The sequence below is a fragment of the Streptomyces colonosanans genome, from assembly GCF_001866645.1.
Classification (GTDB): Bacteria; Actinomycetota; Actinomycetes; order Streptomycetales; family Streptomycetaceae; genus Streptomyces; species Streptomyces colonosanans.
In genome coordinates this window covers 13,162-36,006 of record NZ_MLYP01000043.1, presented here as the reverse complement: position 1 = coordinate 36,006, position 22,845 = coordinate 13,162, and the positions used below count along the sequence as shown (strand labels likewise).

The window sequence follows — 22,845 nt, the reverse complement described above, 5'->3', positions numbered from 1 at the left end:
CGATAGTTACCACGGCCTGCGTTCGCCACGCGGGTACGAGCCCACGAGCTTGAATCGAAGGCCCCGCCGCCCCTCCTTCCCCAGGACGGGCGGCGGGGCCTTCGGCGTGCACGGGGCGCGGGTGCGCCGAATCCGGGGCCCGACCCCGTGGGGGCGCGGGGCGGCAGGCCCACTGGGCGCAGACGCGCCCCTGTGACTACGCCCGCCCCCTGGACCGCGCCGCCCGCGCGATCGTGACAACGGCCTTCTCCAGGGCGTACTCCGGATCGTCCCCGCCGCCCTTCACGCCGGCGTCGGCCTCGGCCACGGCCCGCAGCGCGACCGCCACACCCTCCGGCGTCCATCCCCGCATCTGCTGTCGCACCCGGTCGATCTTCCACGGCGGCATCCCCAGCTCGCGGGCGAGGTCCGCGGGACGCCCGCCACGCGCCGACGACAGCTTCCCGATCGCCCGCACCCCCTGCGCGAGCGCACTCGTGATCATCACCGGCGCCACCCCTGTGGCCAGCGACCATCTGAGCGCCTCCAGCGCCTCGGCGGCCCGCCCCTCGACCGCCCGGTCCGCGACCGTGAAGCTCGACGCCTCGGCCCGTCCGGTGTAGTACCGCCCGACCACCGCCTCGTCGATGGTGCCCTCGATGTCCGAGACGAGCTGGGACACCGCGGACGCCAGCTCCCGCAGATCGCTCCCGATCGCGTCGACGAGCGCCTGGCACGCCTCGGGCGTCGCCGACCGCCCCTGCGTCCGGAACTCTCCCCGAACGAACGCCAGCCGGTCCGCCGGTTTCGTCATCTTGGGGCAGGCCACCTCCCGCGCCCCCGCCTTGCGCGCGGCGTCGAGCAGCCCCTTGCCCTTGGCGCCGCCGGCGTGCAGCAGCACAAGGGTGATCTCCTCGGCGGGCGAGCCGAAGTACCCTTTCAGTTCCTTGATCGTGTCGGCCGACAGATCCTGTGCGTTGCGTACGACCACGACCTTGCGCTCGGCGAAGAGCGACGGACTCGTCAGCTCGGCCAGCGTGCCGGGCTGCAACTGGTCCGAGGTCAGGTCCCGTACGTCCGTGTCGGCGTCGGCGGCCCGGGCTGCGGCCACCACCTCCTGCACGGCACGGTCGAGCAGGAGGTCCTCCTGGCCCACGGCCAGGGTGACGGGGGCGAGCAGGTCGTCATTCGCGGTCTTCTTGGCCATCACGGAAAGCATCCCACGCGCCACTGACAACACGGTCCCGGCTCCGGCCGCTCACCGCCGGACCCCGTCGCCGCCCCACAGGTCACGGCTCCTCCCGCCAGCCGTCCCACTCCCCTGCGAACTCGTCCAGCCACTCCGGGTCGAGCAGCCCTTCCTCGTCCCGCAGCACCACGAGCCACTGCGCGTCCTCGGCATCGTCCTCACCGGCCAGGGCGTCCCGCACGATCCGCGGCTCCTCGTCCAGGCCGAACCGCTCCCCGAGTGCCTCCGCCGCCTCTTCCGCGGCATCGCGGTCGGGCAGCACCAGCACGTGTCTCACATCGCTCACGGAGCCATTCTCCGGCACGCCATCGACGGCGAACGCGCAGGTCAGCCCTTGGGCACGAGCTGCACATCCAGGTCGATCACGATGCTCGGCCCGACGGCCGCGATCCCCCGGGCGAGCATCGCCTGCCAGCTCACCGTGAAATCGTCGCGGTGCAGCTCCGTGGTGGCCCGGCAGGCGGCCCGGACCTCGCCCTCCACTCCGTTACCGAGGCCGAGGTACTCCGTGTCCAGCGTCACCGTCCGCGTCACCCCGTGCAGGGTCAGCGCCCCGGTAACCGCCCATCGCGCACCGCCCTTGTGCACGAACCGGTCGCTGTAGAACTCCAGGGTCGGAAAGCGCGTCACGTCCAGGAAGTCCGCGGACCGCAGATGCTGGTCGCGCAGCGCGACGTTGGTGTCGATGGAGGCCGCGTCGATCACCACGTGCATCGCGGACCTCTCCATCGGGTCGGCGACCCGGGCCGCCCCCGCGAAGGTGTTGAACCGCCCGTGGATCCGGGCCAGTCCGATGTGCCGCGCGGTGAACGCGATCGAGGAATGCGTCGGGTCGATCTCCCACTCGCCCGCCCTCGGCAGCTCCGGCGGCCGGGCGACCTGAAGCGTGACATCGCCCAGCGAGGCCAGGGAGTTCTCCGCGACGACGGCGCTCGCCAGGTAGGGCGTGTACCCCTCGGCCGACGCCGCCACCCGGTACTCCCCCGCCGGCACGGTCGCCAGGAACGACCCGAACGGGTCCGTCTCGCCCGTCACCACCTTGCGGCCCAGGGCGTCGCTGACCGCGAACTCGGCGTGCGCCACCGGCTCGTTGACCGGATCAAGTACCCGGCAGCTGAGCACTCCGGCGCGGGGCGGCGTGCGTATCGCCGCGAGCGGCCCGGTCCGCTGCACCCGGTTCGTACGGTTTCCCCGCCAACGGCCGATCATCTGCGACACCCCTGCACGACGTGACACCACTGTTACCGAAGATGCATTCGATCATCAATAAGGCATTCGAGGCAACACGGGGCTACATCGCGGGAAACCGGCGCATGTACTGGGACTACGCATGAGTAACCGGAGTACCCCCAATTGGACTTTTCCGCTCGGCTTTTCGCACCCGCGGCACCCTGTCCAGCTCCATGTCGGGGCCGAGCGCCCGCGGCAACGCCCCGAACGCCCCGGCGGGTTCGCAGCAGAAGCCGCCCCGACGCGCTCCCTCGATCTCGTCGAGCAGCCACTCCTCCTCCAGCACGATCTCCTCGCCGAGGCGGATCGACAGGTTCTCGAACGGGACCGTCGGAGGTGACGCAGCTGCAGTTCGCGCAGCGCATCGGTGGTGGGCCGGGCCGGGTGTTCGGCCCCGATCCTGCTCAGGCAGGCGTCAACCTGTGCGGAGTCCGCCACCTCAGTCCCTCGCCACGCCCAGCCCGTTGCCCTCCCCGACGACGGCGATCGCCCCGTCCCGGTCCGTACGCAGCACGAGCGCACCCTCGTCCCGCAGCGCCGCAAGGGTGCTCGGCGCCGGATGGCCGTACGGGTTGTCCCGGCCGCACGACACCAGCGCGAGCCGCGGCGCCACCCTCCGTATGAGCTGCGGGTCCTGGTAGGCCGACCCGTGATGGGCGACCTTGAGGACGTCCACGGGCCCCAGCCCGGCACCGGCCGGTGACCTCAACAGCCCCTGCTGGGCGGACGGTTCGAGATCGCCGAGCAGCAACAGGGTGAGTCCCGCAGAGCGTACGAGCAGTGCGATGCTCGCGTCGTTCGGACCGTCCGGGGACAGGGCGGGTGCCGGCGGCGGCCACAGCACCTGCCAGTCGAGGGCCCCCGTGCGGCGATGCTCCCCGGCCACACCGCGCGTCACCGGAACGTGCCGGGCGGCCGCCTGCGCCCGTACGGACGCGGCCTGGTCCGGTGGCTCCTCGAACCCGGTCGTCTCGATCGCGCCCACCGAACGCCCACGCAGCACGCCCGGCAGTCCCGCCACATGGTCGGCGTGGAAGTGGGTCAGCACCAGCAGCGGGATACGGGTGATGCCGAGCCGGGTCAGACATCGGTCGACCAGCGCCGGATCGGGACCCGCGTCCACGACCACTGCCGTGCCGTCGCCCGCCGCGAGCACGGTCGCGTCCCCCTGGCCCACATCGCACATGGCGAACCTCCAGCCGGGCGGTGGCCATCCGGTGATCACCCGCGGCAGGGGCGGCGGCTGCACCACCACGAGCAGCAGCACCAGGGCACAGACGCCGGCCAGCCAGGGGTACCGCAGAAGGCGCCGGCCGATGGACACGACGAGCACCGTCACGGCCGCGAGCAACAACGCCCCCTGCCAACTGCCCGGCCAGTCCACTCCCCCGCCCGGCAGCGACGCCCCCGTACGCGCAATACCGGCGATCCACCCCACCGGCCAACTCGCGCCCCATGCCAGCGCCTTGGCAACGGGCATGGCCACCGGTGCGGCCGCGAGTGCGGCGAAGCCCAGCACCGTCGCCGGCGCCACCGCGAACTCCGCCAGCAGGTTGCACGGCACCGCGACCAGGCTCACCCGCGCCGACAACACCGCGATGACCGGCGCGCACAGCGCCTGCGCGGCAGCCGCCGCGGCCAGTGCCTCGGCCAGGCGCGGCGGCACACGGCGCCGTCGCAGCGACGCACTCCAGCGCGGGGCGATGGTGAGCAGGGCGCCGGTCGCCAGCACGGAGAGCAGGAAGCCGTAGCTCCGGGCGAGCCAGGGGTCGTAGAGCACCAGCAGCAGGACGGCCGTGGCCAGCGCGGGAAGCAGGGATCTGCGGCGCCCGGTCACGAGGGCGAGCAGAGCGACCGCGCCGCAGGCAGCGGCCCGCAGCACGCTCGGATCCGGTCGGCACACGACCACGAACCCGAGCATGAGCGCACCGCCGAGCAGCGCCGTCCCGCGCAGCGGGATGCCGAGCCGGGGTGCGAGCCCCCGGCGCTCGACGCGCTGCGCCAGGCCTGCCGGTCCGATGAACAGGGCCAGCAGGATTGTGAAGTTGCCTCCGCTGACGGCCAGCAGATGGGCGAGGTCGGTCGCCTTGAAGGCGTCGTCCAGTTCGGGCGTGACCCGTGCGGTGTCCCCGACGACCAGCCCGGGCAAGAGCGCCCGCGGATCCGGATCGAGCCCTTCCGTCGCCTCCCGCAGCCCGGCGCGCAGCCGCCCCGCCCAGCGTTGCGCCCCGGTGGGCCCGCCCACCACGTCGGGCGGTTCCCCGCCTCGCACCCGCGCCACGGCGGCGATGCGGTCGCCCCCGGTCAGCGGGGGTACCAGCCGCGCGGTCACCCGCACCCGCGTGGAGGGCAGCAGCGTCGGCCAGGAAGTGGCCCAGGCCTCCTTCGCGGCACCCGCCGAACCGCTCGTCACCGTCCGGCGGTTCATATCGACGATCACCAGGACCGGTGCCCGGGTCGCCGTCACGGTCCCGTCCGGCTTCATCAGACGCCGGATCCTTCCGTCGAGCAGTACGGCGGTCGGCGTCGCGTGGTCGCCCCTGACCCTGGGCCGGGTGAACCGTGGATCGGAGGTGACCTCGATCTCCGCGCTCACCTCGGCGTGCTGACGCGCGAGCGCAGGGACGGGACCCCTCCGCAGGTCCGCGCCGTGAAGCCCGGCGGAAGCCCCGGCCGCCGCGACACTGAGCAGCAAGGCGGCGACGGACACCTTCGGCCAGGAGCCCCGGGGCCGGCGACCGGCCTCGGTGTCACCGCTCGTCCCCTGCCGCCGCACCACCAGCAACCCGCCTGCCGCAGCGAGGCAGATGACGACCACACCGGTGACCCACGCGGGCGGGGCGTCCACCGCCGCTGCCGCCGTCACCCAGGCCGCGAGCGCGGGTGGCACCAGTCGCAGGTCCGTCGGGCTGTCCTGCCGGGGGTGCGGATCGCCCAGCCTGCCGGGGACGGCGGCGCGCGCGGCGGGCGGATCGAGGATGCCGTGCGCGGCCGTGCGGTCGGAGCCCGCTGCCCATGAGGGGCCGGCCCGTGTGCCCCGGGGCGGCGGCTGCGGCCCGCCCGCGCCGCCCTCCTCCGGCCCCTTCATGGTCGTACGAGGTTCCGCAGGTCGGCGAAGCGGCGCTCACCGATGCCGTTGACCTGGCGGAGTTCGTCGACCGAACGGAATCCGCCGTGCTGGGTGCGGTAGTCGACGATGCGCTGGGCGAGAACGGGACCCACGCCCGGCAGCGCGTTGAGCTGATCCGCGGTCGCCGTGCTGAGCGAAACCGGGGTGGCGGGGGCCGCACCGCTCGTGGATCCACCGATGGCCGCGCCCGCGGGGGCGGTGCCCGGCGCGGGGGCGGGGCCGCCGACCACGATCTGTTCGCCGTCCACCAGGAAGCGCGCGCGATTGAGGCCGTCGGTGTCGGTGCCCGGACGCGCTCCGCCCGCGGCCAGCAGGGCGTCCGCGACCCTGGATCCGGCCGGGAGCCGGACGAGCCCGGGCTTGCGCACCTTGCCGCTGACGTCCACGACGACCGCACCACCCGCCCCTGTCCCGCTCCCGCCCCCCGGCTGTGGCGCTGCCGAACCACTCGGTTCAGCCCACCGCTTGGCTTCCCGCACCCCGTGCGGCGCCGCCGCCCGCACCTCCTCGGGTGCCTGTACCTGCTGCGTCCGCCCGGCCCGGAAATGCTGTGCGGCGAAGACCGCGGCGATCAGGAGCAGCACGCTCAACGCCACCACGCTCTTGCGTTCAAGCCCGCATCGCGTCTGCAGCCACAGCGGCAGCCGCTCGCGCACAGCAAGCCCGAACCTTCGCTCCCCCCATGTGTCACCCGGCACCTCGTGTACAGGGCCGTCGGCGCGGGCCGCGGGCGCCGGGGCGGCCCCTCCCGGCCGGGGCAGCCGGACCGGCTCGACGCCGTCCCCTCCCGGCAGTCGGCCGGTCCCGCCGCCCGCTGTCGTACGCATCCGCGGCTGGTCGACGTCCCGGGCCGCAGACGGCGGCCCGTTCCCCGACTCCCGCCACTCCTTCACCCCGTCCGGGAAGAGTGCCTCCGCGCGCAGGCGCAGGATGTCGGCGGCCGGGGGCTGGTGGGGCTGTCGGGCCCGGCCCCGCGCGTGCCGCAGACGGTGGCGTGTGCGCCCGTCGGAGCAAGGCCCGCGGCCGGGACCGCTCGTAGGAGTCGAGGCGCGTGAAGGTGATCGAAGTGCCATGCGCCGAGGATGGGGCACATCGCCGGCTTCGCGATGATCTTGGTCAAATTCCGGGGATTACTTCCCAGTTGTGGATAATCTCGTCACTCACATGGGTAACAGCCGCGGCTGCGACCGCGCGGGCGGGCGTCACCCGTCACCGCGGCGACACCACGGCCCCCAGCAGGCCGGGCCCCGTATGCGCCCCGATCACCGCTCCGACCTCGCTCACATGCAGCTCGACCAGTCCCGGCACCCGTGCCCGCAGACGATCCGCGAGAGCCGAAGCCCGCTCGGGGGCGGCGAGATGGTGGACCGCGATGTCGACGTTCGCGCTGCCCGCGCGTTCGGCCACGATCTCCTCCAGGCGACCGATCGCCTTGGACGCCGTGCGCACCTTCTCCAGCAACTCGATGCGGCCGCCGTCCAGCTGCAGCAGCGGCTTCACGGCGAGCGCCGAGCCCAGCAGCGCCTGCGCGGCCCCGATCCGGCCGCCGCGCCGCAGATAGTCGAGGGTGTCGACGTAGAAGTACGTGGAGGTGCCCGCGGCCCGCTTCTCCGCCGCCGTGACCGCCTCGTCCACGGTGCCGCCCGCCTCCGCGGCCTCCGCGGCGGCCAGCGCGCAGAAGCCGAGGGCCATCGCGACCATCCCCGTGTCGACCACGCGTACCGGCACGGGAGCCTCGCGCCCTGCGAGCACCGCGGCGTCGTACGTGCCCGAGAACTCGGCGGACAGGTGCAGCGAGACGATGCCGGTCGCGCCCGTCTCGGCGACCTTGCGGTAGGTCTCGGCGAACAGTTCGGGGCTGGGCCGCGAGGTGGTGACGGGCCGTCGCTTCTGCAGGGCCTGAGCCAGGGAACGGGCCGAGACCTCGGTTCCCTCCTCGAGCGCCTGGTCGCCCAGGACGACGGTCAGCGGCACCGCGGTGATGCCGTGGCGCTCCATCGTCCGCGGCGGCAGGTAGGCCGTTGAATCGGTGACGATCGCGACATGGCGGGACATGTGCTGGAGGTTACCTGCCGGAACGCACGGGCGGCAGCCCGGCCCCACCGGCCGGGGCGCACCGCGTCGGGATCACGGGGTGTTCTCGGGACGTGCCTTCTTCTGCCAGGGGTGCACGACCCGCTGTCCCGGCGGGGTGATGGCGGGCCGCGTCGACCCCTGCGGCGCGCGGGTCTCGGGTGTCTCGGGCCATGTCCGGTCGCCGGCGGCAGCGGTCTCCGGGGTCGGCGCCTCGGGCCAGGAGGGGGCGGACACCGTCGGCGCATCCGTGACCCAGTGGCGCAGCGCGCCCGCCTCCACGTCGATCTGCGCACTCAGCGCGTCCAGGTCGTCCTCCGCGAACCGGCGCGCCCGGTCGTGGGCCGCCCAGCGCAGCGAGTCCGCCGACTGCGTGATCCGCTCGGTGCGCTCGCGCAGTCCGGGCAGCCGGGAGGCCATCGTGCTGCGGTCCGGCTCGGCCTCCAGTCGCTTGAGTTCGGCGTCCAGTTCGAATCCGTGCGCGCTCAGGCGTTTGAAGAGGTCCAGCGATTCCTTCAGCGACTCGTCCTCGGTGACGCCCGCGTGCAGCGCGTCCTGTGTGGCGCGCATGGTGGTACGCAGCTTCAGACGGAGCTGGGCGACCTCGCCCACCGGACCGGGCTGGGCAAAGGTCTTGGCCCGCAGCGTGGTGTCCTCTACCGTGCGGCGGGCCTGCGCGATGGTGCGGTCCACGCCGCGTTTGGCCGCGCCGATCGCCTTCACCGTGGCATAGGCGCCGAGCACGACGCACAGCACGAACAGGAGCGCCACGACAGTCAAAACGGCTTCCACGACGCTCCTCCTCAGGCCGGCCGCGCGGCTGCTGCACCGCTCCCCCACCGTAAACGCAACGGGCAGGCCCTGGGTTCCGTATGAACCCCGAACCTGCCCGTAGGGGACTACCCCGACACGTTGACATCGCACCGGTCACCTGGGCGTTTACGCCCAGATGGGACGACGGCTACGCGGTGACGATGTTCACCAGCTTCGGCGCGCGCACGATCACCTTGCGGATCCCGGCACCGTCCAGCGCCGCGACCACTTTCTCGTCAGCCAGCGCCACCTTCTCCAGCTCTTCCTGCGAGATCGAGGGCGAAACCTCCAGGCGCGCCTTGACCTTGCCCTTGACCTGGACCACGCAGGTCACGGTCTCGTCCACGACATACGCCGGGTCGGCGACCGGGAAGTCCCGATGGACGACCGAGTCGGTGTGGCCCAGCTTGCGCCACAGTTCCTCGGCGACGTGCGGGGCCAGCGGCGCGGCCAGCAGCACCAGGGACTCGGCGACCGGGCGCGGTACCGCTCCCTGTGCCTTCGTCAGGTGGTTGTTCAGCTCGGTGATCTTGGCGATGGCGGTGTTGAACCGCAGACCCTCCAGGTCCTGGCGCACACCGTCGATCGCCTTGTGCAGGGCACGCAGCGTCTCCTCGTCCGGCTCGGCGTCGACGACGGTGACCTCGCCGGTCCTCTCGTCGACGACATTGCGCCACAGCCGCTGCAGCAGCCGGAACTGGCCCACCACCGCGCGCGTGTCCCACGGACGCGACACGTCCAGCGGGCCCATCGCCATCTCGTACAGACGCAGCGTGTCCGCCCCGTACTCGGCGCAGATCTCGTCCGGAGTGACCGCGTTCTTCAGCGACTTGCCCATCTTGCCCAGCAGGCGGCTGACCTTCTCGCCCTGGTAGTAGTAGGCGCCGTCGCGCTCCTCCACCTCGGCGGCCGGCACCGCGATGCCCCGGCTGTCGCGGTAGACGAAGGCCTGGATCATGCCCTGGTTGAACAGCTTGTGGAACGGCTCCGGCGAGGACACGTACCCCAGGTCGTACAGGACCTTGGACCAGAACCGCGCGTACAGCAGGTGCAGCACGGCGTGCTCGGCGCCGCCGACGTACAGGTCGACGCCACCGTGCGGCATGCCCTCGCGCGGGCCCATCCAGTAGCGCTCGATCTCCGGGTCGACCAGCTTGAGGTCGTTGTGCGGGTCCAGGTAGCGCAGCTCGTACCAGCACGAACCCGCCCAGTTGGGCATGGTGTTGGTCTCGCGGCGGTACTTCTTCGGTCCGTCGCCCAGGTCCAGGGTGACGTTGACCCACTCCTCGTTGCGCGACAGTGGCGTCTCGGGCTGGGTGTCCGCGTCGTCCGGGTCGAAGGTGCGCGGGGAGTAGTCCTCGACCTCCGGCAGTTCCAGGGGCAGCATCGACTCGGGCAGCGCATGGGCGATGCCGTCCTCGTCGTAGACGATCGGGAAGGGCTCGCCCCAGTAGCGCTGACGGCTGAACAGCCAGTCCCGCAGGCGGAAGTTGACGGTGCCCTGACCGATGCCCTTGCGCTCCAGCCACTCGGTGATGCGCGCCTTGGCGTCGCCGACGTTCAGGCCGTCCAGCGAAACGGCCTCGCCGGTGGAGTTCACGATCTTCGCGTCGTACGAGGCGAAGGCGTCGTCCCACGTCGACGCGTCGGTGCCGCGGCCGTCACTCGGCTCGACGACGCAGCGGACCGGCAGCTCGAAGGCGCGCGCGAAGGCGAAGTCGCGGCTGTCGTGCGCCGGTACGGCCATGATCGCGCCGGTGCCGTAGCCCATCAGGACGTAGTCGGCGATGAAGACCGGGATCTTCTCGCCGTTGACCGGGTTGACGGCGTACGCGCCCGTGAAGACGCCGGTCTTGTCCTTGGCCTCGGCCTGCCGTTCGACATCGGACTTCGAGGCAGCCTGGGCACGGTAGGCGGCGACGGCCTCGGCGGGCGTTGCGTGGCCACCGGTCCAGACATCGTGCGTGCCCTCGGGCCAGGTCTCTGGGGTGAACTTCTCGACCAGCGGGTGCTCGGGCGCCAGCACCATGTAGGTCGCGCCGAACAGGGTGTCCTGGCGCGTGGTGAAGATCGTGATGGCCTCGCCGTCGATCGGGAAGTCGACCCGGGCGCCCTCGGAGCGGCCGATCCAGTTGCGCTGCTGCAGCTTGATGGCCTCGGGCCAGTCCAGCTCCTCCAGGTCATCCAGCAGCCGGTCGGCGTACGCGGTGATGCGCATGTTCCACTGGCGCAGCTTGGCCTTGAAGACCGGGTAGTTGCCGCGCTCGGAGCGGCCCTCGGCGGTGACCTCCTCGTTCGCCAGGACGGTGCCCAGGCCGGGGCACCAGTTGACGGGCGCGTCGGAGGCGTACGCCAGGCGGTACTCGCTCAGGACGTCGGCGCGCTCGGTGGCGCTCAGCTCGTTCCACGCGCGCCCGTGGTCACCCGGTACGGCGCGCTCGCCGCTCTCGAACTGCGCGATCAGCTCGGAGATCGGCCGGGCCTTCTTCGCCTCGTCGTCGTACCAGGAATTGAAGATCTGCAGGAAGATCCACTGGGTCCACTTGTAGTAGTCCGGTTCGATCGTGGCGAACGACCGGCGCTTGTCATGGCCCAGGCCCAGCCGGCGCAGCTGGGACTTCATGTTCTCGATGTTGGCCTCGGTGGACACACGCGGGTGCGTGCCGGTCTGCACGGCGTACTGCTCGGCGGGCAGGCCGAAGGCGTCGAAGCCCAGGGTGTGCAGGACGTTGTGGCCGGTCATGCGCTGGAACCGGGCGAACACATCGGTGGCGATGTAGCCCAGGGGGTGACCGACGTGCAGGCCCGCACCCGAGGGGTACGGGAACATGTCCATGATGAACTTCTTGGGCCGGGCGACCACCTCGGGGTCACCAGCCAGGTCCCCTCCCCCACTCTCGGCTTCGCTCGAGCGGGGGGACCCCCATGGGTTCGGTGCCTCGTAGGTGCCCTCGGCGTCCCAGAAGTCCTGCCAGCGCGCCTCGATCTCGGCGGCCATGGCTGCCGTGTAGCGGTGCGGCGCTGCCTCCGCCGACACGGCAGCGGCGGCAGCGGGGTTCGTCTCGCTCATGATCCTCAAAGCTCCATCGATCGTCTCTGCCAGCGACTGTGACATTCAAGAAACGAAAAATCCCCTCGCACAGGAGGGGACGCCGCGCTGATTCCGACCATCGGATTCGCCCGTGGTCGGGACTGATCAGCGCGGCTCGCTAAGCAGAAGGCGTACGGCACGCATGGCGTCAGGGTACCGCAGCGCCCAAGGACGCCGCGACGGGCCCGGCACACCCGAGGGCGGAAGGGAGCCCGATACGGGGCGGGACCGTACCCGGACGTCGACGGTCGGGTTGTGAAGATCTCGAAAAGATGAACAGGGTTCAAACACCACTTCGTGTCATGGCGGTCAACCGGACATGGACAACCTCCCTGCCTTTGATAACGACGCAATAACTCAAATCCCGTACCGCTCGGTTTGGAGCGACCTGGAGTGCAGCAGCGGGACCGCCTTCCCGAGACCGTCCGGAGTCACCCCCATGAACCTTCGAGCCGGCGCCCCGCCGGTCCCGCAGGGCGTGCCTGACCGGCGGCTGCCACGGCAGATGGATCGACGCGGCGACGGTCGGCCAGGCCGTCGTCTCGCGCGGTTCCCTGGAGGCCGTGGGCGGCTCGCTGGGCGTCGGCGCGATCCTGCCCCTCGGCCAGGAGACCTGCCCGCTGGGCGAGTCCCTGCAGGTGGCCAGGTGGCTGGCCGAGGAGAGCGCGGGGCAGTGCGGCCCCTGCCATCTCGGGCTGCCCGCGGCGGCCCGCGGTCTGGAAGACATCCTGGGCGGGGGCGGTCCCGCCGCCCAGGAGGCACTCAAGCAGGTCGCGAAGAGCGTGAAGAGGCGTGGTACGTGCTCACACCCGGACGGCTCGGCGATGTTTCCGGAATCGACCATCGAGGCCTTCACGGACGACCTGGCGGCGCATGTCCTCGGTCATGGCTGCGGCAGGCCCGTGGAGGGCGCGCTGCCGCTCCTGGAGGGCGGGCGGGCCGAGCGGGAGGCGGGTGCCGGCCGGCAGAAGATCTTCGTCGACTGGACGCTGCGCCGCGGCCACGGCCTGTGCGCGGACACCCTCCCGGAAGTCTTCGAGCTGGGCGCCGACGGCTTCCCCACCGCCGCCCAGGCGCCGGTGCCGCGGTACGCGGAGGCGAAGGCGCTGCGGGCCGTACGCCGCTGCCCGGCGCCGGCGCTGCGGATCGAGCAGGACACACGCGCCGGGGCACCGTCCCACGGCAACCTGCCCGTACTGTCCCAGGGCCGGGGGCGCCGCGCCCTCGGCCGCTGAGCGAGCGGACCAGACGGCAGACCACCCGAGCGAGGCGGCCCTCCGTCCGGTCCCTCTTCGGGCACATACGCCGAAGGCGGCCCATCCCATCGGATGGACCGCCTTCAACTTCTGTGGAGCTAAGGAGAATTGAACTCCTGACCTCCTGCATGCCATGCAGGCGCTCTACCAACTGAGCTATAGCCCCTTGCGGCCATGCGGCCGAGCCGCATGTTGTTTGTGTCGCCCGGTTTCCCCGGCGGCGACGCCAACATTACACGCTCCACCGGGTGCACCACCAAATCGGTTCCGTTCCCGGGGGAGACGAAGGCCGATACCGGTCCTGATCAGGCCGTCGCGAACGAGTAGAAACGCTTGAGCGTGCAGTGCTCGTCGAGGAGCCGGCCGTAGATCGGCTCCCCCTCCAGTTCCCGGTAGGTCTCGATCGGGTCGCCTTTTATGATCAGCGCCCGCGCGCATTCCTCGCACCAGTACTGGTAGCCCGGGTTGACCGGCTCCATGTCACGCACGATCGGCGTGCCGCTGCCGCACCAGTCGCACTTCCGCCTGTGTGCCCCCATCGATCAGCTCCAGCTGTGGCCGCAGGCCGTGCACACGTAGGAAATGCCACCGTTGTCGCCGAGGACCTGGGCAACGTGGGCCGAACCGCAGGCAGGGCAGTCGAGGAGAGTGGCATTCCGACGTGTCACCGCCACTGCGGGAAGATCGTGGACCTCCCCGCGGATGCTCGCAGGCATCGCTTCTCCCTCCCGTCGGGCCGCGCCCCCTTCCGGCCGTTTGATTCTGCCACGGCGGGACCAATACGGTCAGCGACGCCTTCGTACCGGTCGGGACGCGGCCCCCGCAGTGGCCGCCTCAACCAGCGTGTACATGCAGGTGAGGAGCGCACCCGAAGAGCTGTACGCCCCCGGATCCCCGTCTGACTCAAGCCGGTTGAGGAAGGGCGCGCCGAACGGAGCGCGTTCGCCCGTGCCTCATCGGTGAAGTGACGCCTGGTCAGGCTCGGCAACCGATGGCAGGTCTCATTGCGTCCGCGGTCAACTGTCGCCCTTGGCGTGGGTGGTCCTGCTGCGCCGCGGGGCCGCGCTCTTGCGGATCTCCTCCGTGGCCGCGCGGAACGCGGGTGCGGCCTGCCTGAAGTAATCGAAGAGCAGGGCGCGCTGCTCGGGGGTGTAGCGCGCCAGGACCTCGGCGATGTGACGGCGGGCGGGGCTCAGGACCTCCTCGATGCGGCCGAGCCCGTCGGGCACCGGCTCGACGATCACGCGTCTGCGGTCCTTGGGGTCCGCGACGCGGCGGACATACCCGGCCCGTTCGAGGCGGTCGATCAGACGGGTGGTGGCACCGGTGGTGAGCCCGGTCCTGGAGGCCAGTTCACCTGAGGTGAGGCTGCCCTCCAGGGTGATCAGGCTCAGCGCGTACCACTCCGATGTGTGCAGTCCGGCAGCCTCCGCACCGGCCAGGCCCTGAAGCCCCACCGCGTCCAGGTACTGACGGAAGACGACGTGTTCATCTGCTGCGTCCGCCGGGGTTGCCATCGATGGAAACATCTCCTAAATTTATCTGCACAGATGCAGATACTGCTCCCGTAGAGATTCTGCGCCAGTCTAACCAGAGGGAGTGCGCCATGACGACGACCACGACCGCGCAGGACGTCGCCGCCATCACATCGGTGCTGAACGAACTCGTCACCGCCTGGGGGCGGCACGACGCCGAGGCGTACGGCGAGTTGTTCACCGAGGACGCCACCTACACCACCTACATCGGCACCCTCTACCAGGGGCGCCGGGACATCGCGGACAGCCACCGCGCGCTGTGGGCGACGTTCATCAAGGGCACCAAGCTCGCGGACGAGGTCCTCGACATCCGCTTCCCCGGTCCCGACACAGCCGTCGTCAACGGGCGCGGCGACACCTACAAGAACAAGCGGCCGCACAAACTCACCAAGGTCCAGACCTACACCCTGGTCCGCCAGGACGACGGGAAGTGGCGCATCGCGGCCTTCCACAACACCAAGCACAGGCCACTGATGGAATCCATCTCCTACCGGTTCGCCCCGGACTCCGTCCCGGCCGCCGAGAAGTAGGCTCCGACGCCGCTCGCTCCCCACCACCCGAGAAGGGTGGGGAACATGAGCAGCTCCGGGGAGCACCTGAGCAAGGGAGCGGTGGGAGAGATTGTGCCGCTCGTCACGCCCTGCAACGGCCGAGGCGGGGAGCAGCGACAACGGCGCGCTGCGGGCAACATGAAAGATCCCGCCCCCTGTCGGGGACGGGATCTTTCGTATCGATCCTTGACACCTTCGAAAGTGTCGATCCGTGGAGCTAAGGAGAATTGAACTCCTGACCTCCTGCATGCCATGCAGGCGCTCTACCAACTGAGCTATAGCCCCTCGTGTTCTTCCCGCCCGGCGGGGCGAACAAGAAGAACTTTAGCCTGCGACCTGCCGGAAAGTGAAATCCGGGTACCGGCAGCGGGTGAAAAGGCGTCAGTCGTCGTCGCCGAGGACCGGCTCCGGCAGGGTGCCTGCGTTGTGCTCCAGAAGGCGCCAGCCGTGAGCGCCTTCACCGAGGACGGACCAGGAGCAGTTGGAGAGACCGCCGAGGCTCTCCCAGTGACGGGCCTCCAGGCCGAGCAGGCGGCCGATGGTGGTGCGGATCGTCCCGCCGTGGCTGACCACCACGAGGGTGCCGTCCTTGGGAAGCTTCTCGGCGTGCCGCAGCACCACGGGGGCGGCGCGGTCGGCGACCTCGGTCTCCAGTTCGCCGCCGCCGCGGCGGACGGGCTCACCGCGCTTCCAGGCGGCGTACTCCTCGCCGTGCCGGGCGAGGATCTCCTCGTGCGTCAGCCCCTGCCAGACGCCCGCGTACGTCTCGCGCAGGCCCTCGTCGAGGGTGACCTCCAGGCCCGTGAGCGCGGCCAGCTCGGCGGCCGTGGTGACGGCGCGCGTGAGGTCGGAGGCGACGATGGCGTCCGGCTCGAGGGAGGCGAGCAGGCGGGCGGAGCGGCGGGCCTGACCGAGGCCGGCCCCGGTCAGCTCGACGTCCGTGGAGCCCTGGAAGCGCCGCTCCACGTTCCACGAGGTCTGGCCGTGACGCCAGAGGATGAGGCGGCGGCCCCGGCCCGTCTTCCGGGTGCCGGCGCCCTGGACGGTCACCGCAGTTCCCCGCCCAGCTCCGCGGCCTCTTCGGCGGCCCGCAGCCTGGCGTGCTCGGCGGCCTTGCCACGGGTGGCCCGGGCGTCGGCGGGCAGGTCCAGCTCGGGGCAGTCCTTCCACAGCCGCTCCAGGGCGTAGAAGACGCGCTCCTCACTGTGCTGGACGTGCACCACGATGTCGACGTAGTCCAGCAGCACCCAGCGGGCCTCGCGGTCGCCCTCACGGCGCACCGGCTTGGCGCCGAGTTCCTTGTTCAGCCGCTCCTCGATCTCGTCGACGATCGACTTGACCTGGCGGTCGTTGGGCGCGGACGCGAGCAGAAAGGCGTCCGTGATCGAGAGCACATCGCTGACGTCATAGGCGACGATGTCGTGCGCGAGCTTGTCGGCCGCTGCCTGGGCGGCGGTGTTGATGAGCTCGAGAGAACGGTCCGTGGCGGTCACTACAAGGCTTTCCGTAGGGCGGTCAGTGGTAACCACAAGGGTCTCACGGACTGCCGACGACACCCCAGGTGATTACGGGGGTCACACCCCGGCACGCCGAGGTGTGACCCGTGTCATGACGACGTCTTGTAGTTCTGGCCGAGGACGACGGAGACGCCGGCGTTCGACGTGACCTTGCCCCTCTTCACGGAGCCGGTGGGCAGACCCAGGGTCTTGGCGACCTCGATCGCGCTGTCCTTCTGACCGTCATCGGCGTAGGTGACCTGGGACATGGCCTGGGTGGTGCCGGTGCCGGCGTCGATGAAGGAGTAGCCGCCATTGACCAGGGCGACGCGGGCCTGCTCGGTGGCGCCCTTGGAACCGGTGGCGTTCGTGATGCCGACCCGGACGGCGTCGCCGGCCTCGGGGCTCTTCACGGTCCCGCCGAGCAGGTTCTTCACCACGCTGTCGGTGGCCTTCTCGCCGACGGTGCCGTCGGACTGGACCGGCAGCAGCTCGGTCTTGTAGTCGCCCTGCTTGGCGTGGTCCGCGAGCTTGGCGAGGAAGGCGCCGAGGTCCTTGTCCGTCAGGGACGGGTCGAGGATCTGCGCGAGCGTCTGCACGGTGACCGTCGCGGCCTGCGGGTCCGAGGACAACTTGCGCAGCACGCCCTGCATGACCTGACCGAACCGCTCCAACTGGGCGTCCTGGGACTCGCCGGAGGCCTGGTAAGTGGCGTACGCGACGGCCATCTTGCCGCTGAGGCTCTGCCGCTCGCCCTTGTGTACCAGGGGCGGGCCGCCCTTCTTCTCGGCGCCCGGGTCGGGGACGTCGGTGTCGGTGGTGACCTCGATGTTGCCGACGAGTTCGACGAGGTTGTTCAGGTAGGGGGTGTCGAGACGCCAGGTGCCCTCGACCTTGGTGCCCAGGACTGCATCGATGGAGTCGCCGGTGCCGGAGGAGCCGTCGTCGGCGACCGACTTGGCAAGGGTGGTCGCGGTGCCGTCGTCGGTGCTCAGGGCAAGGGAGTTGGGCAGCAGGACGGTTGCGCCCTGCTTGGTGGTGGTGTTGTCGACGAGCAGCGCCGTGGAGGTGCCGCCGGCTTTGGTGTTGTGCAGGTGGACGACGATCACGTCGCGGTTCTGGGCGCCCGCGGCCGACTCCGTGCCGGATGCGCCGCCGGAGGAAGTGCCCGGCAGCTTGCCCGCGTACCAGAGGTAGCCGACGCCGCCGACGACCACCAGGGCGAGGACCACGGCGAGGGCGACGATCCGGCTGCGGGCGCGGCGCCTGGCCTCCTCACGGCGTTCGGTGCGGTTCTCCGTGAACTTCATCCAGTCGATGACGTCTTCGGGGTCGCCCTCGGGATCCTCGACGAACGCGAACTGCTCGGTGCGGTAGTCGCGTTCGCCCTGCGGCTCCTTCCCGAAGTCGGCCTGCGCCCGTCCGGGCGCGCCACCGTCGGCGAAGCCGCCCGCGGGGCCCGGAGCGCTCTCGGCCGGGCCCGCCTGCTGCGGGATGTAGGCGGTCTGTTCGGCAACGCGCGGCTGCTGTCCGCTGGTTGCGGTCTGGCCGTACGGGTCGTAGTCGCCGGTGGTGGCGGTGCCGTACGGGGAGTAGGGGTCGTAGGAGGCCACAGGCGGCTGCTGGCCGGTGTCGTGGGAGGACACCGGTTGCTGCAGACCGGTGTTGTACGGCGCCATGGGCTGCTGAAGGCCGGCGGCGTACGGGTCGTATCCGTAGCTCTGGGGCTCCTGGTGCTGCTGGTGCTGGGTGCCGTAGAGGTCGTAGCCCTGCGGGGTCTGCCGCATGGGCACCTGCCGGTACACAGGCTGCCCGAACTCGTCGTAGCCGACGAGCTCGTACTGGTCGCCGCCCGCGTATCCGTCGTATCGGTCGTTCACCGGTGCCCCTCTCGGCTCAGTCGCCGCGGTACAACTGCCGCTTGTCGATGTAGCGCACCACGCCGTCCGGCACCAGATACCAGACCGGTGCGCCCTGGGCGACCCTCACACGGCAGTCTGTGGACGAGATGGCGAGCGCGGGAACTTCGACGAGCGAGACACCGCCCTCGGGAAGCCCCGGGTCGGCCAGAGTGTGGCCGGGGCGCGTGACGCCGATGAAGTGCGCGAGGGAGAACAACTCGTCCGTGTAGCGCCAGGTGAGGATCTGGCTGAGCGCGTCGGCGCCGGTGATGAAGAAGAGGTCGGTGTCGGGGTTGAGGGCCTTCAGATCACGCAAGGTGTCCGTGGTGTAGGTGGGGCCACCGCGGTCGATGTCGATGCGACTGACCGAGAACTGGGGGTTCTCGGCGGTCGCGATGACCGTCATCAGATAGCGGTCCTCGGCCGGGCTGACCCTGCGGTCGGTCTTCTGCCACGGCTGGCCGGTGGGCACGAACACCACCTCGTCGAGGTGGAATTGTGCGGCGACCTCACTGGCCGCGACGAGGTGCCCGTGGTGGATCGGGTCAAACGTTCCGCCCATCACGCCGAGGCGGCGTTTGCCCGGGTTCGACGGCCCGCTTCCGGGGCCGGGTCCCAGGCCCTTCGCCGGACCGGTGGGCATGTGCTGCTCTCCCATGCGTGCAGACCCTACCGGCCCGGCCGCCGGGCACCGTTCGACAGGCCCCCCGCCAAGGACGGGGACCGGCCGCGTGCCGGGCTCAGCGGTCGCGGTTGAAGCGGGTCGTGATCCACAGCAGGACGAGAAGGATGAGGAAGGCCGCTCCACCCGTCACGAACGGGCTGAGGCTCTCGTGATTGCCGCCTTCGCCCTCGGCGAGGGTGGCCAACTGTGCAGCGGTGCTGTGGAAGCTCATCTTCGGCAGAACCTATCCGTTTGGGCGGGATAAAGACGTCCGCTCATCGTATGCGGGAGCCTCCGCGCCGATCACGCCGACTCCACCGTTGGAGAGATGGGCGCCTTCCAAAGGCGCCGGACCGGGACGGACGCGTCCGCGAGGCCGGCCGATCAGCGGCCTCTCCCCGGCTGCCGGGGTCGCAAACCGACGGGGTCGGCTCGGTCGGCGGCCGGTACGGCCTCGGCGAGCCGGGCGGCGGGGAGGTGCTCCCCGGGATCGCTCCGCATTCCGTGCTGCCCTGTCGCCGTATCTCCGCCTAGGCTGGATCCCGCTTCGGGGGCACATCGGCCAGGCGTGCGGTGAGTAGGCGCACGCCGCGCGGTCGTCCGATGTTCAAACGCACACTGAGCCTTCAGACACATGGGGGACCACATGTCCGATGTCGGTCATGAGCAGAACGAGCACGAGAGCATGCCGAGCAGGCAGCGCAGGCGATTCCCGGGGATCTCCTCGCGCGCGTACGAACACCCGGCGGACCGTTCGGCCCTGGTGGCCCTGCGCAAGCTCAGCGGCTTCGACACGGTCTTCAAGGCCCTCAGCGGCCTGCTGCCCGAGCGCAGCCTGCGGCTGCTGTTCCTCTCCGACTCGGTACGGGTCTCGGACATGCAGTTCGCGCATCTCAACGACATGCTGCGGGACGCCTGCCACATCCTGGACCTGGAGCAGGTCCCGCCGATGTACGTCACCCAGGACCCGCAGCCGAACGCGATGTGCATCGGCCTGGACGAACCGATCATCGTCGTGACGACGGGGCTCGTCGAACTGCTGGACGAAGAAGAGATGCGGGCTGTCGTCGGGCACGAGGTCGGGCACGCGCTGTCCGGCCATGCCGTCTACCGGACCATCCTGCTGTTCCTGACCAACCTCGCGCTCCGGGTCGCCTGGATCCCGCTGGGCAACGTCGCGATCATGGCAATCGTGACCGCGCTGCGCGAGTGGTTCCGCAAGTCGGAGCTGTCGGCCGACCGGGCCGGGCTGCTGGTCGGGCAGGACCTGCAGGCCTCGATGCGCGGCCTGATGAAGATCGCGGGTGGCAACCACCTGCACGAGATGAACGTGGACGCGTTCCTGGAGCAGGCCGAGGAGTACGAGGCGGGGGGCGACCTGCGCGACTCCGTGCTCAAGATCCTCAATGTGCTGCCGCGCACCCACCCCTTCGCCACGGTCCGCGCGGCCGAGCTGCGCAAGTGGGCCGCCACCCGTGACTACCAGCGCATCATGGACGGTCACTACCCGCGGCGCGACGAGGACAAGGACACCTCGGTGTCGGACTCCTTCCGCCAGTCCGCGGCCAGCTACGCGAACGAGGTGAAGCGCTCCAAGGATCCGCTGATGAAGCTGGTCACCGATATCGCGGGCGGCGCGGGCGACCTCGCGGGCGACTTCGGCGGCCGGGTACGGCGCGGTTTCGCCGGCTTCGCCGGCAACTCCCCCAAGGACGCGCCCAAGGACGCGCCGCGCGAGCCGCGCGACAGCCGGCCGGACGACGAGAACCCGGACGCCGACGGCTGATCCCGGCGCCCCGGACCGGCCTGCGGGCGGGCCGGACGGCCGGGGATGCCCCCACCGTCGGCTGCCCTGAACCGGAGGGCGCCTGGGGATCGGCCTCCCCGGAAGCCCGCGACGCGATGCGCGGTCCCGGGGCGCCCGTCCGCTCAGCGCTCCCGGCCTGCCCTGGGGCGGCGGTCCCGGTCGCTCACGGCTTCGGCTGTGCGCCCGCCGCCAGAGTGCCGCACAGCGCCGTGGCGCTGTCCGTCGCGTACGGGTCGGTGCCGACCGGGCCGCCCGCCTTGGCCATCTGTCCCGCCAGCAGCGGCCGCAGCTGGCTCATGGAGTCCTCGGAGCAGGCGAGCGGCCCGGCCTGGACGTAGGAGACGACCAGCTCGGCCTGGTGCAGGCGCAGGTCGTCGTGGTCGAAGCGGAGAGTCAGCTCGCGCCGCACGGTGAACAGCGAGGCCCGCGCCTTCGCATCGGATCCGACCGGCTTCAGCGCGTACACCAGGATGTGGTCGGCGGTGACCTCCAGCGCCCCGGAATCGGCCTCCGCCACCCGCAGTGTGCCCTGGACACGGATACGGTGGTCGGCCAACTGGACGCGGGAGGAGTCGAAACGGACCAGCCAGCCCGTGGGCGCGTGCCGGCCGTCCGCGGCCGGGCGGGCGAAGCTCCGGTCGAACTGGTCGAGCTGCTGGGGGGCCAGCAGGAGCCGTACCGGGCGGGTGGCACCGCCGGTGAGGACGGCCGGGTCCAGCGAGGACTTGACGAGGTAGTCCTTCGCCGTGGCCAGGGCCGCGACGACCTGGTCGTCGGAGAAGTGCGGGATGCGCCGGACGGCGGGCAGCGTGATGCCCTCGGCGCCGACGCGGAACCGGGCGGCGGGGCTGTGCGCGTACAGCGCCTCGGGGTCCGTGGAGCCGGGCACGGCGGAGCGCGGGGCCAGGGGTATCACCGTCATCCGCAGCGGCTCGACCGATCGCACCGTGGACGCCTCATCCGAGTGGCGCAGGCTCATGTAGATCGCCGTGCCGAACGCGACGGCCATCAGCACGACGAGGATCAGTGCCTGCCGGGGAAGTCCGCGGCGCAGCGCCGGACGGCGGCGTACGGCCGGGGCGTGGTCGGCTATGCGCTCCCGCGCGGAGTACTCCTGGAGGCGGGCAGCCCTGACGAACGACTCGTCGAACACGACAGATCGGTATTCGTCCTCGCCACCGCCGGGAGCACCCGCGGATGCCCCCTCAGGTGGGTCTCCAAGCCCGCCCATACCTTCAGATTAGGTCTCCCGGCGCTCAGGTAAACGCCCTGGTACACGACAACTTCTGACAGGTCTTCACCAGGATCGCAAACGGACGCCGAACCGGGGTCGGGCGACCGGCCGAGTGTAAGGACCACCCGCTTCGGGCGGTATGCGGCACCGCGGAAGCAGAAGTGCCCAGGCCCTTGTACGTCAGGGTGTCCGCGGAACCGCCGAGAACGCCGGGGGCGAGTACTCCACGGAAGCCGAGGGGCCCGTGCCCGCAGTGGCCTTCTGGCCCTGCTCCAGGCCGGTCCTGGTGGGCGACGGAACCGGCTCCTGACGGCCCGAGGACGCTCCCCGGTACACCGCGGTGAAGGCCAGGGCGACCATGCCTATGCCCATCACGAGGGCCAGCATCCAGGCGACCGGGCGGTGCCAGCGGGCGCCCCTGCCATAGCCGCCCCGCGCGCCGTAGTGGCCTTCCAGGATCTCCAGGTCGTCCAGGTCGTCCAGTTCCCGGCCAAGGCCGAATTCACGACCCTCGTCGGACCCGAATCCGTCCTCGTCGGCTCGCGCGCGCCTGGCACGCGCCCGACGCGCCTCGGCCTCCTGGGCCTCCTGGGCCTCCTGGGCCTCCGCGCGGGCCTCGGCGGCGGCGAGGAGTCTCTCCACGGCCGTGGGCTCATGGACCACGGCGGCCCGTACGAAGGCCTCGTCGAAGACCACGGAGGCGAACTCTTCGTCCCTGCCTCCGCGGTCGCGGTCGTCGTCGGGCTCCCGGCCGTCGTGAAACGGCATGCCCCCCACGTCCTCCGGCACGGATCCAGAGTAGACCTAGGGGGTCAATTTGGGCAGACGGTAAGGAA

19 protein-coding genes, 2 tRNA genes and 2 pseudogenes are annotated in these 22,845 nt (G+C 71.0%); 3 read left to right on the top strand and 20 right to left on the bottom strand.

Features of this window, described 5'->3' with window-relative positions:
* Positions 1-196 precede the first annotated feature (196 nt).
* From holA to leuS, 9 genes and pseudogenes are all read right to left on the bottom strand, one after another.
* Positions 197-1,186: a DNA polymerase III subunit delta gene (gene holA, locus BIV24_RS17075; RefSeq protein ID WP_107459542.1), complete on the bottom strand. Its 990-nt coding sequence runs from the start codon at positions 1,184-1,186 to the stop codon at positions 197-199.
* A gap of 82 nt (positions 1,187-1,268) precedes the next feature.
* Positions 1,269-1,514 carry a hypothetical protein gene (locus BIV24_RS17070; protein WP_071367182.1) on the bottom strand — a complete coding sequence of 82 codons (246 nt, stop codon included), beginning with the start codon at positions 1,512-1,514 and terminating at the stop codon, positions 1,269-1,271.
* 41 nt (positions 1,515-1,555) lie between these two features.
* On the bottom strand, positions 1,556-2,437 hold the full coding sequence (locus BIV24_RS17065) for a YceI family protein (RefSeq protein WP_071367181.1): 882 nt from the start codon (positions 2,435-2,437) through the stop codon (positions 1,556-1,558).
* Positions 2,438-2,624: 187 nt separating this feature from the next.
* Positions 2,625-2,866 (bottom strand): annotated as a pseudogene (locus tag BIV24_RS32015) (arylamine N-acetyltransferase); the annotation flags it as partial.
* A gap of 31 nt (positions 2,867-2,897) precedes the next feature.
* Positions 2,898-5,546 (bottom strand): ComEC/Rec2 family competence protein, encoded by a 2,649-nt coding sequence (locus tag BIV24_RS17055; RefSeq protein ID WP_079168325.1) that lies wholly within the window; start codon positions 5,544-5,546, stop codon positions 2,898-2,900.
* Positions 5,543-6,661 carry a ComEA family DNA-binding protein gene (locus tag BIV24_RS17050; RefSeq protein ID WP_107459524.1) on the bottom strand — a complete coding sequence of 373 codons (1,119 nt, stop codon included), beginning with the start codon at positions 6,659-6,661 and terminating at the stop codon, positions 5,543-5,545. The genes BIV24_RS17055 and BIV24_RS17050 overlap by 4 nt, the downstream gene beginning before the upstream one ends.
* A 136-nt stretch (positions 6,662-6,797) precedes the next feature.
* Positions 6,798-7,643: a DegV family protein gene (locus BIV24_RS17045; RefSeq protein WP_071367179.1), complete on the bottom strand. Its 846-nt coding sequence runs from the start codon at positions 7,641-7,643 to the stop codon at positions 6,798-6,800.
* Between the two features lie 72 nt (positions 7,644-7,715).
* On the bottom strand, positions 7,716-8,453 hold the full coding sequence (locus tag BIV24_RS17040) for a hypothetical protein (RefSeq protein ID WP_071367178.1): 738 nt from the start codon (positions 8,451-8,453) through the stop codon (positions 7,716-7,718).
* 169 nt (positions 8,454-8,622) lie between these two features.
* Positions 8,623-11,544, bottom strand: coding sequence for a leucine--tRNA ligase (gene leuS, locus BIV24_RS17035; protein WP_071367177.1), 2,922 nt, complete (start codon positions 11,542-11,544; stop codon positions 8,623-8,625).
* Positions 11,545-12,016: 472 nt separating this feature from the next.
* Here leuS and BIV24_RS17030 point away from each other — a divergent pair.
* A pseudogene (locus BIV24_RS17030) lies at positions 12,017-12,800 on the top strand (NADH-ubiquinone oxidoreductase-F iron-sulfur binding region domain-containing protein); the annotation flags it as partial.
* A 114-nt stretch (positions 12,801-12,914) separates the two neighbouring features.
* Here the strand turns inward: BIV24_RS17030 and BIV24_RS17025 are convergent.
* The 3 genes from BIV24_RS17025 to BIV24_RS17015 all read right to left on the bottom strand — a co-directional run bounded on the left by BIV24_RS17025 (position 12,915) and on the right by BIV24_RS17015 (position 14,338).
* Positions 12,915-12,987 (bottom strand) — tRNA-Ala (locus BIV24_RS17025).
* Between the two features lie 139 nt (positions 12,988-13,126).
* Positions 13,127-13,360 (bottom strand): hypothetical protein, encoded by a 234-nt coding sequence (locus BIV24_RS17020; RefSeq protein WP_071367176.1) that lies wholly within the window; start codon positions 13,358-13,360, stop codon positions 13,127-13,129.
* A 477-nt stretch (positions 13,361-13,837) separates the two neighbouring features.
* Complete coding sequence (locus BIV24_RS17015; protein WP_071367175.1) at positions 13,838-14,338, bottom strand: MarR family winged helix-turn-helix transcriptional regulator; 501 nt, start codon at positions 14,336-14,338, stop codon at positions 13,838-13,840.
* An 89-nt stretch (positions 14,339-14,427) separates the two neighbouring features.
* Between BIV24_RS17015 and BIV24_RS17010 the strand changes: the two genes are divergently transcribed.
* Entirely contained in the window at positions 14,428-14,886 is a 459-nt protein-coding gene (locus BIV24_RS17010) for an SgcJ/EcaC family oxidoreductase (RefSeq protein WP_071367174.1), read from the top strand.
* Positions 14,887-15,119: 233 nt separating this feature from the next.
* Here the strand turns inward: BIV24_RS17010 and BIV24_RS17005 are convergent.
* The 6 genes from BIV24_RS17005 to BIV24_RS34450 form a co-directional block, all read right to left on the bottom strand.
* Positions 15,120-15,192 (bottom strand) — tRNA-Ala (locus BIV24_RS17005).
* 96 nt (positions 15,193-15,288) lie between these two features.
* On the bottom strand, positions 15,289-15,957 hold the full coding sequence (locus BIV24_RS17000) for a histidine phosphatase family protein (protein ID WP_071367173.1): 669 nt from the start codon (positions 15,955-15,957) through the stop codon (positions 15,289-15,291).
* Positions 15,954-16,400: a ribosome silencing factor gene (rsfS, locus tag BIV24_RS16995; RefSeq protein ID WP_071367172.1), complete on the bottom strand. Its 447-nt coding sequence runs from the start codon at positions 16,398-16,400 to the stop codon at positions 15,954-15,956. Before rsfS ends, BIV24_RS17000 begins: the two co-directional genes overlap by 4 nt.
* 113 nt (positions 16,401-16,513) lie before the next feature.
* Positions 16,514-18,283 carry a LytR C-terminal domain-containing protein gene (locus BIV24_RS16990; protein ID WP_071367171.1) on the bottom strand — a complete coding sequence of 590 codons (1,770 nt, stop codon included), beginning with the start codon at positions 18,281-18,283 and terminating at the stop codon, positions 16,514-16,516.
* 16 nt (positions 18,284-18,299) lie between these two features.
* The gene (nadD, locus tag BIV24_RS16985) at positions 18,300-18,962 is read right to left on the bottom strand and encodes a nicotinate-nucleotide adenylyltransferase (RefSeq protein WP_071367170.1); all 663 of its coding nucleotides are present in this window, start codon (positions 18,960-18,962) and stop codon (positions 18,300-18,302) included.
* 82 nt (positions 18,963-19,044) lie between these two features.
* Positions 19,045-19,200: a hypothetical protein gene (locus BIV24_RS34450; RefSeq protein WP_177198748.1), complete on the bottom strand. Its 156-nt coding sequence runs from the start codon at positions 19,198-19,200 to the stop codon at positions 19,045-19,047.
* A gap of 414 nt (positions 19,201-19,614) precedes the next feature.
* Between BIV24_RS34450 and BIV24_RS16980 the strand changes: the two genes are divergently transcribed.
* Positions 19,615-20,754: a M48 family metallopeptidase gene (locus tag BIV24_RS16980; protein ID WP_071367286.1), complete on the top strand. Its 1,140-nt coding sequence runs from the start codon at positions 19,615-19,617 to the stop codon at positions 20,752-20,754.
* 184 nt (positions 20,755-20,938) lie between these two features.
* Here the strand turns inward: BIV24_RS16980 and BIV24_RS16975 are convergent, their stop codons facing one another.
* Together BIV24_RS16975 and BIV24_RS16970 are read right to left on the bottom strand one after the other, a co-directional pair.
* Positions 20,939-22,006, bottom strand: coding sequence for an SCO2583 family membrane protein (locus BIV24_RS16975; protein ID WP_071367169.1), 1,068 nt, complete (start codon positions 22,004-22,006; stop codon positions 20,939-20,941).
* A 183-nt stretch (positions 22,007-22,189) separates the two neighbouring features.
* Complete coding sequence (locus BIV24_RS16970; protein ID WP_071367168.1) at positions 22,190-22,798, bottom strand: SCO2584 family spore wall biosynthesis protein; 609 nt, start codon at positions 22,796-22,798, stop codon at positions 22,190-22,192.
* Between the last annotated feature and the right edge of the window lie 47 nt (positions 22,799-22,845).

Coding starts and splice junctions, on each gene's coding strand:
- holA (WP_107459542.1), bottom strand. CDS start 1,186: ATGGCCAAGAAGACCGCGAATGACGACCTGCTCGCCCCCGTCACCCTG.
- BIV24_RS17065 (WP_071367181.1), bottom strand. CDS start 2,437: ATGATCGGCCGTTGGCGGGGAAACCGTACGAACCGGGTGCAGCGGACC.
- BIV24_RS17055 (WP_079168325.1), bottom strand. CDS start 5,546: ATGAAGGGGCCGGAGGAGGGCGGCGCGGGCGGGCCGCAGCCGCCGCCC.
- BIV24_RS17050 (WP_107459524.1), bottom strand. CDS start 6,661: ATGGCACTTCGATCACCTTCACGCGCCTCGACTCCTACGAGCGGTCCC.
- BIV24_RS17045 (WP_071367179.1), bottom strand. CDS start 7,643: ATGTCCCGCCATGTCGCGATCGTCACCGATTCAACGGCCTACCTGCCG.
- leuS (WP_071367177.1), bottom strand. CDS start 11,544: ATGAGCGAGACGAACCCCGCTGCCGCCGCTGCCGTGTCGGCGGAGGCA.
- BIV24_RS17020 (WP_071367176.1), bottom strand. CDS start 13,360: ATGGGGGCACACAGGCGGAAGTGCGACTGGTGCGGCAGCGGCACGCCG.
- BIV24_RS17015 (WP_071367175.1), bottom strand. CDS start 14,338: ATGGCAACCCCGGCGGACGCAGCAGATGAACACGTCGTCTTCCGTCAG.
- BIV24_RS17010 (WP_071367174.1), top strand. CDS start 14,428: ATGACGACGACCACGACCGCGCAGGACGTCGCCGCCATCACATCGGTG.
- nadD (WP_071367170.1), bottom strand. CDS start 18,962: ATGGGAGAGCAGCACATGCCCACCGGTCCGGCGAAGGGCCTGGGACCC.
- BIV24_RS34450 (WP_177198748.1), bottom strand. CDS start 19,200: ATGAGCTTCCACAGCACCGCTGCACAGTTGGCCACCCTCGCCGAGGGC.
- BIV24_RS16980 (WP_071367286.1), top strand. CDS start 19,615: ATGTCCGATGTCGGTCATGAGCAGAACGAGCACGAGAGCATGCCGAGC.
- BIV24_RS16975 (WP_071367169.1), bottom strand. CDS start 22,006: ATGGGCGGGCTTGGAGACCCACCTGAGGGGGCATCCGCGGGTGCTCCC.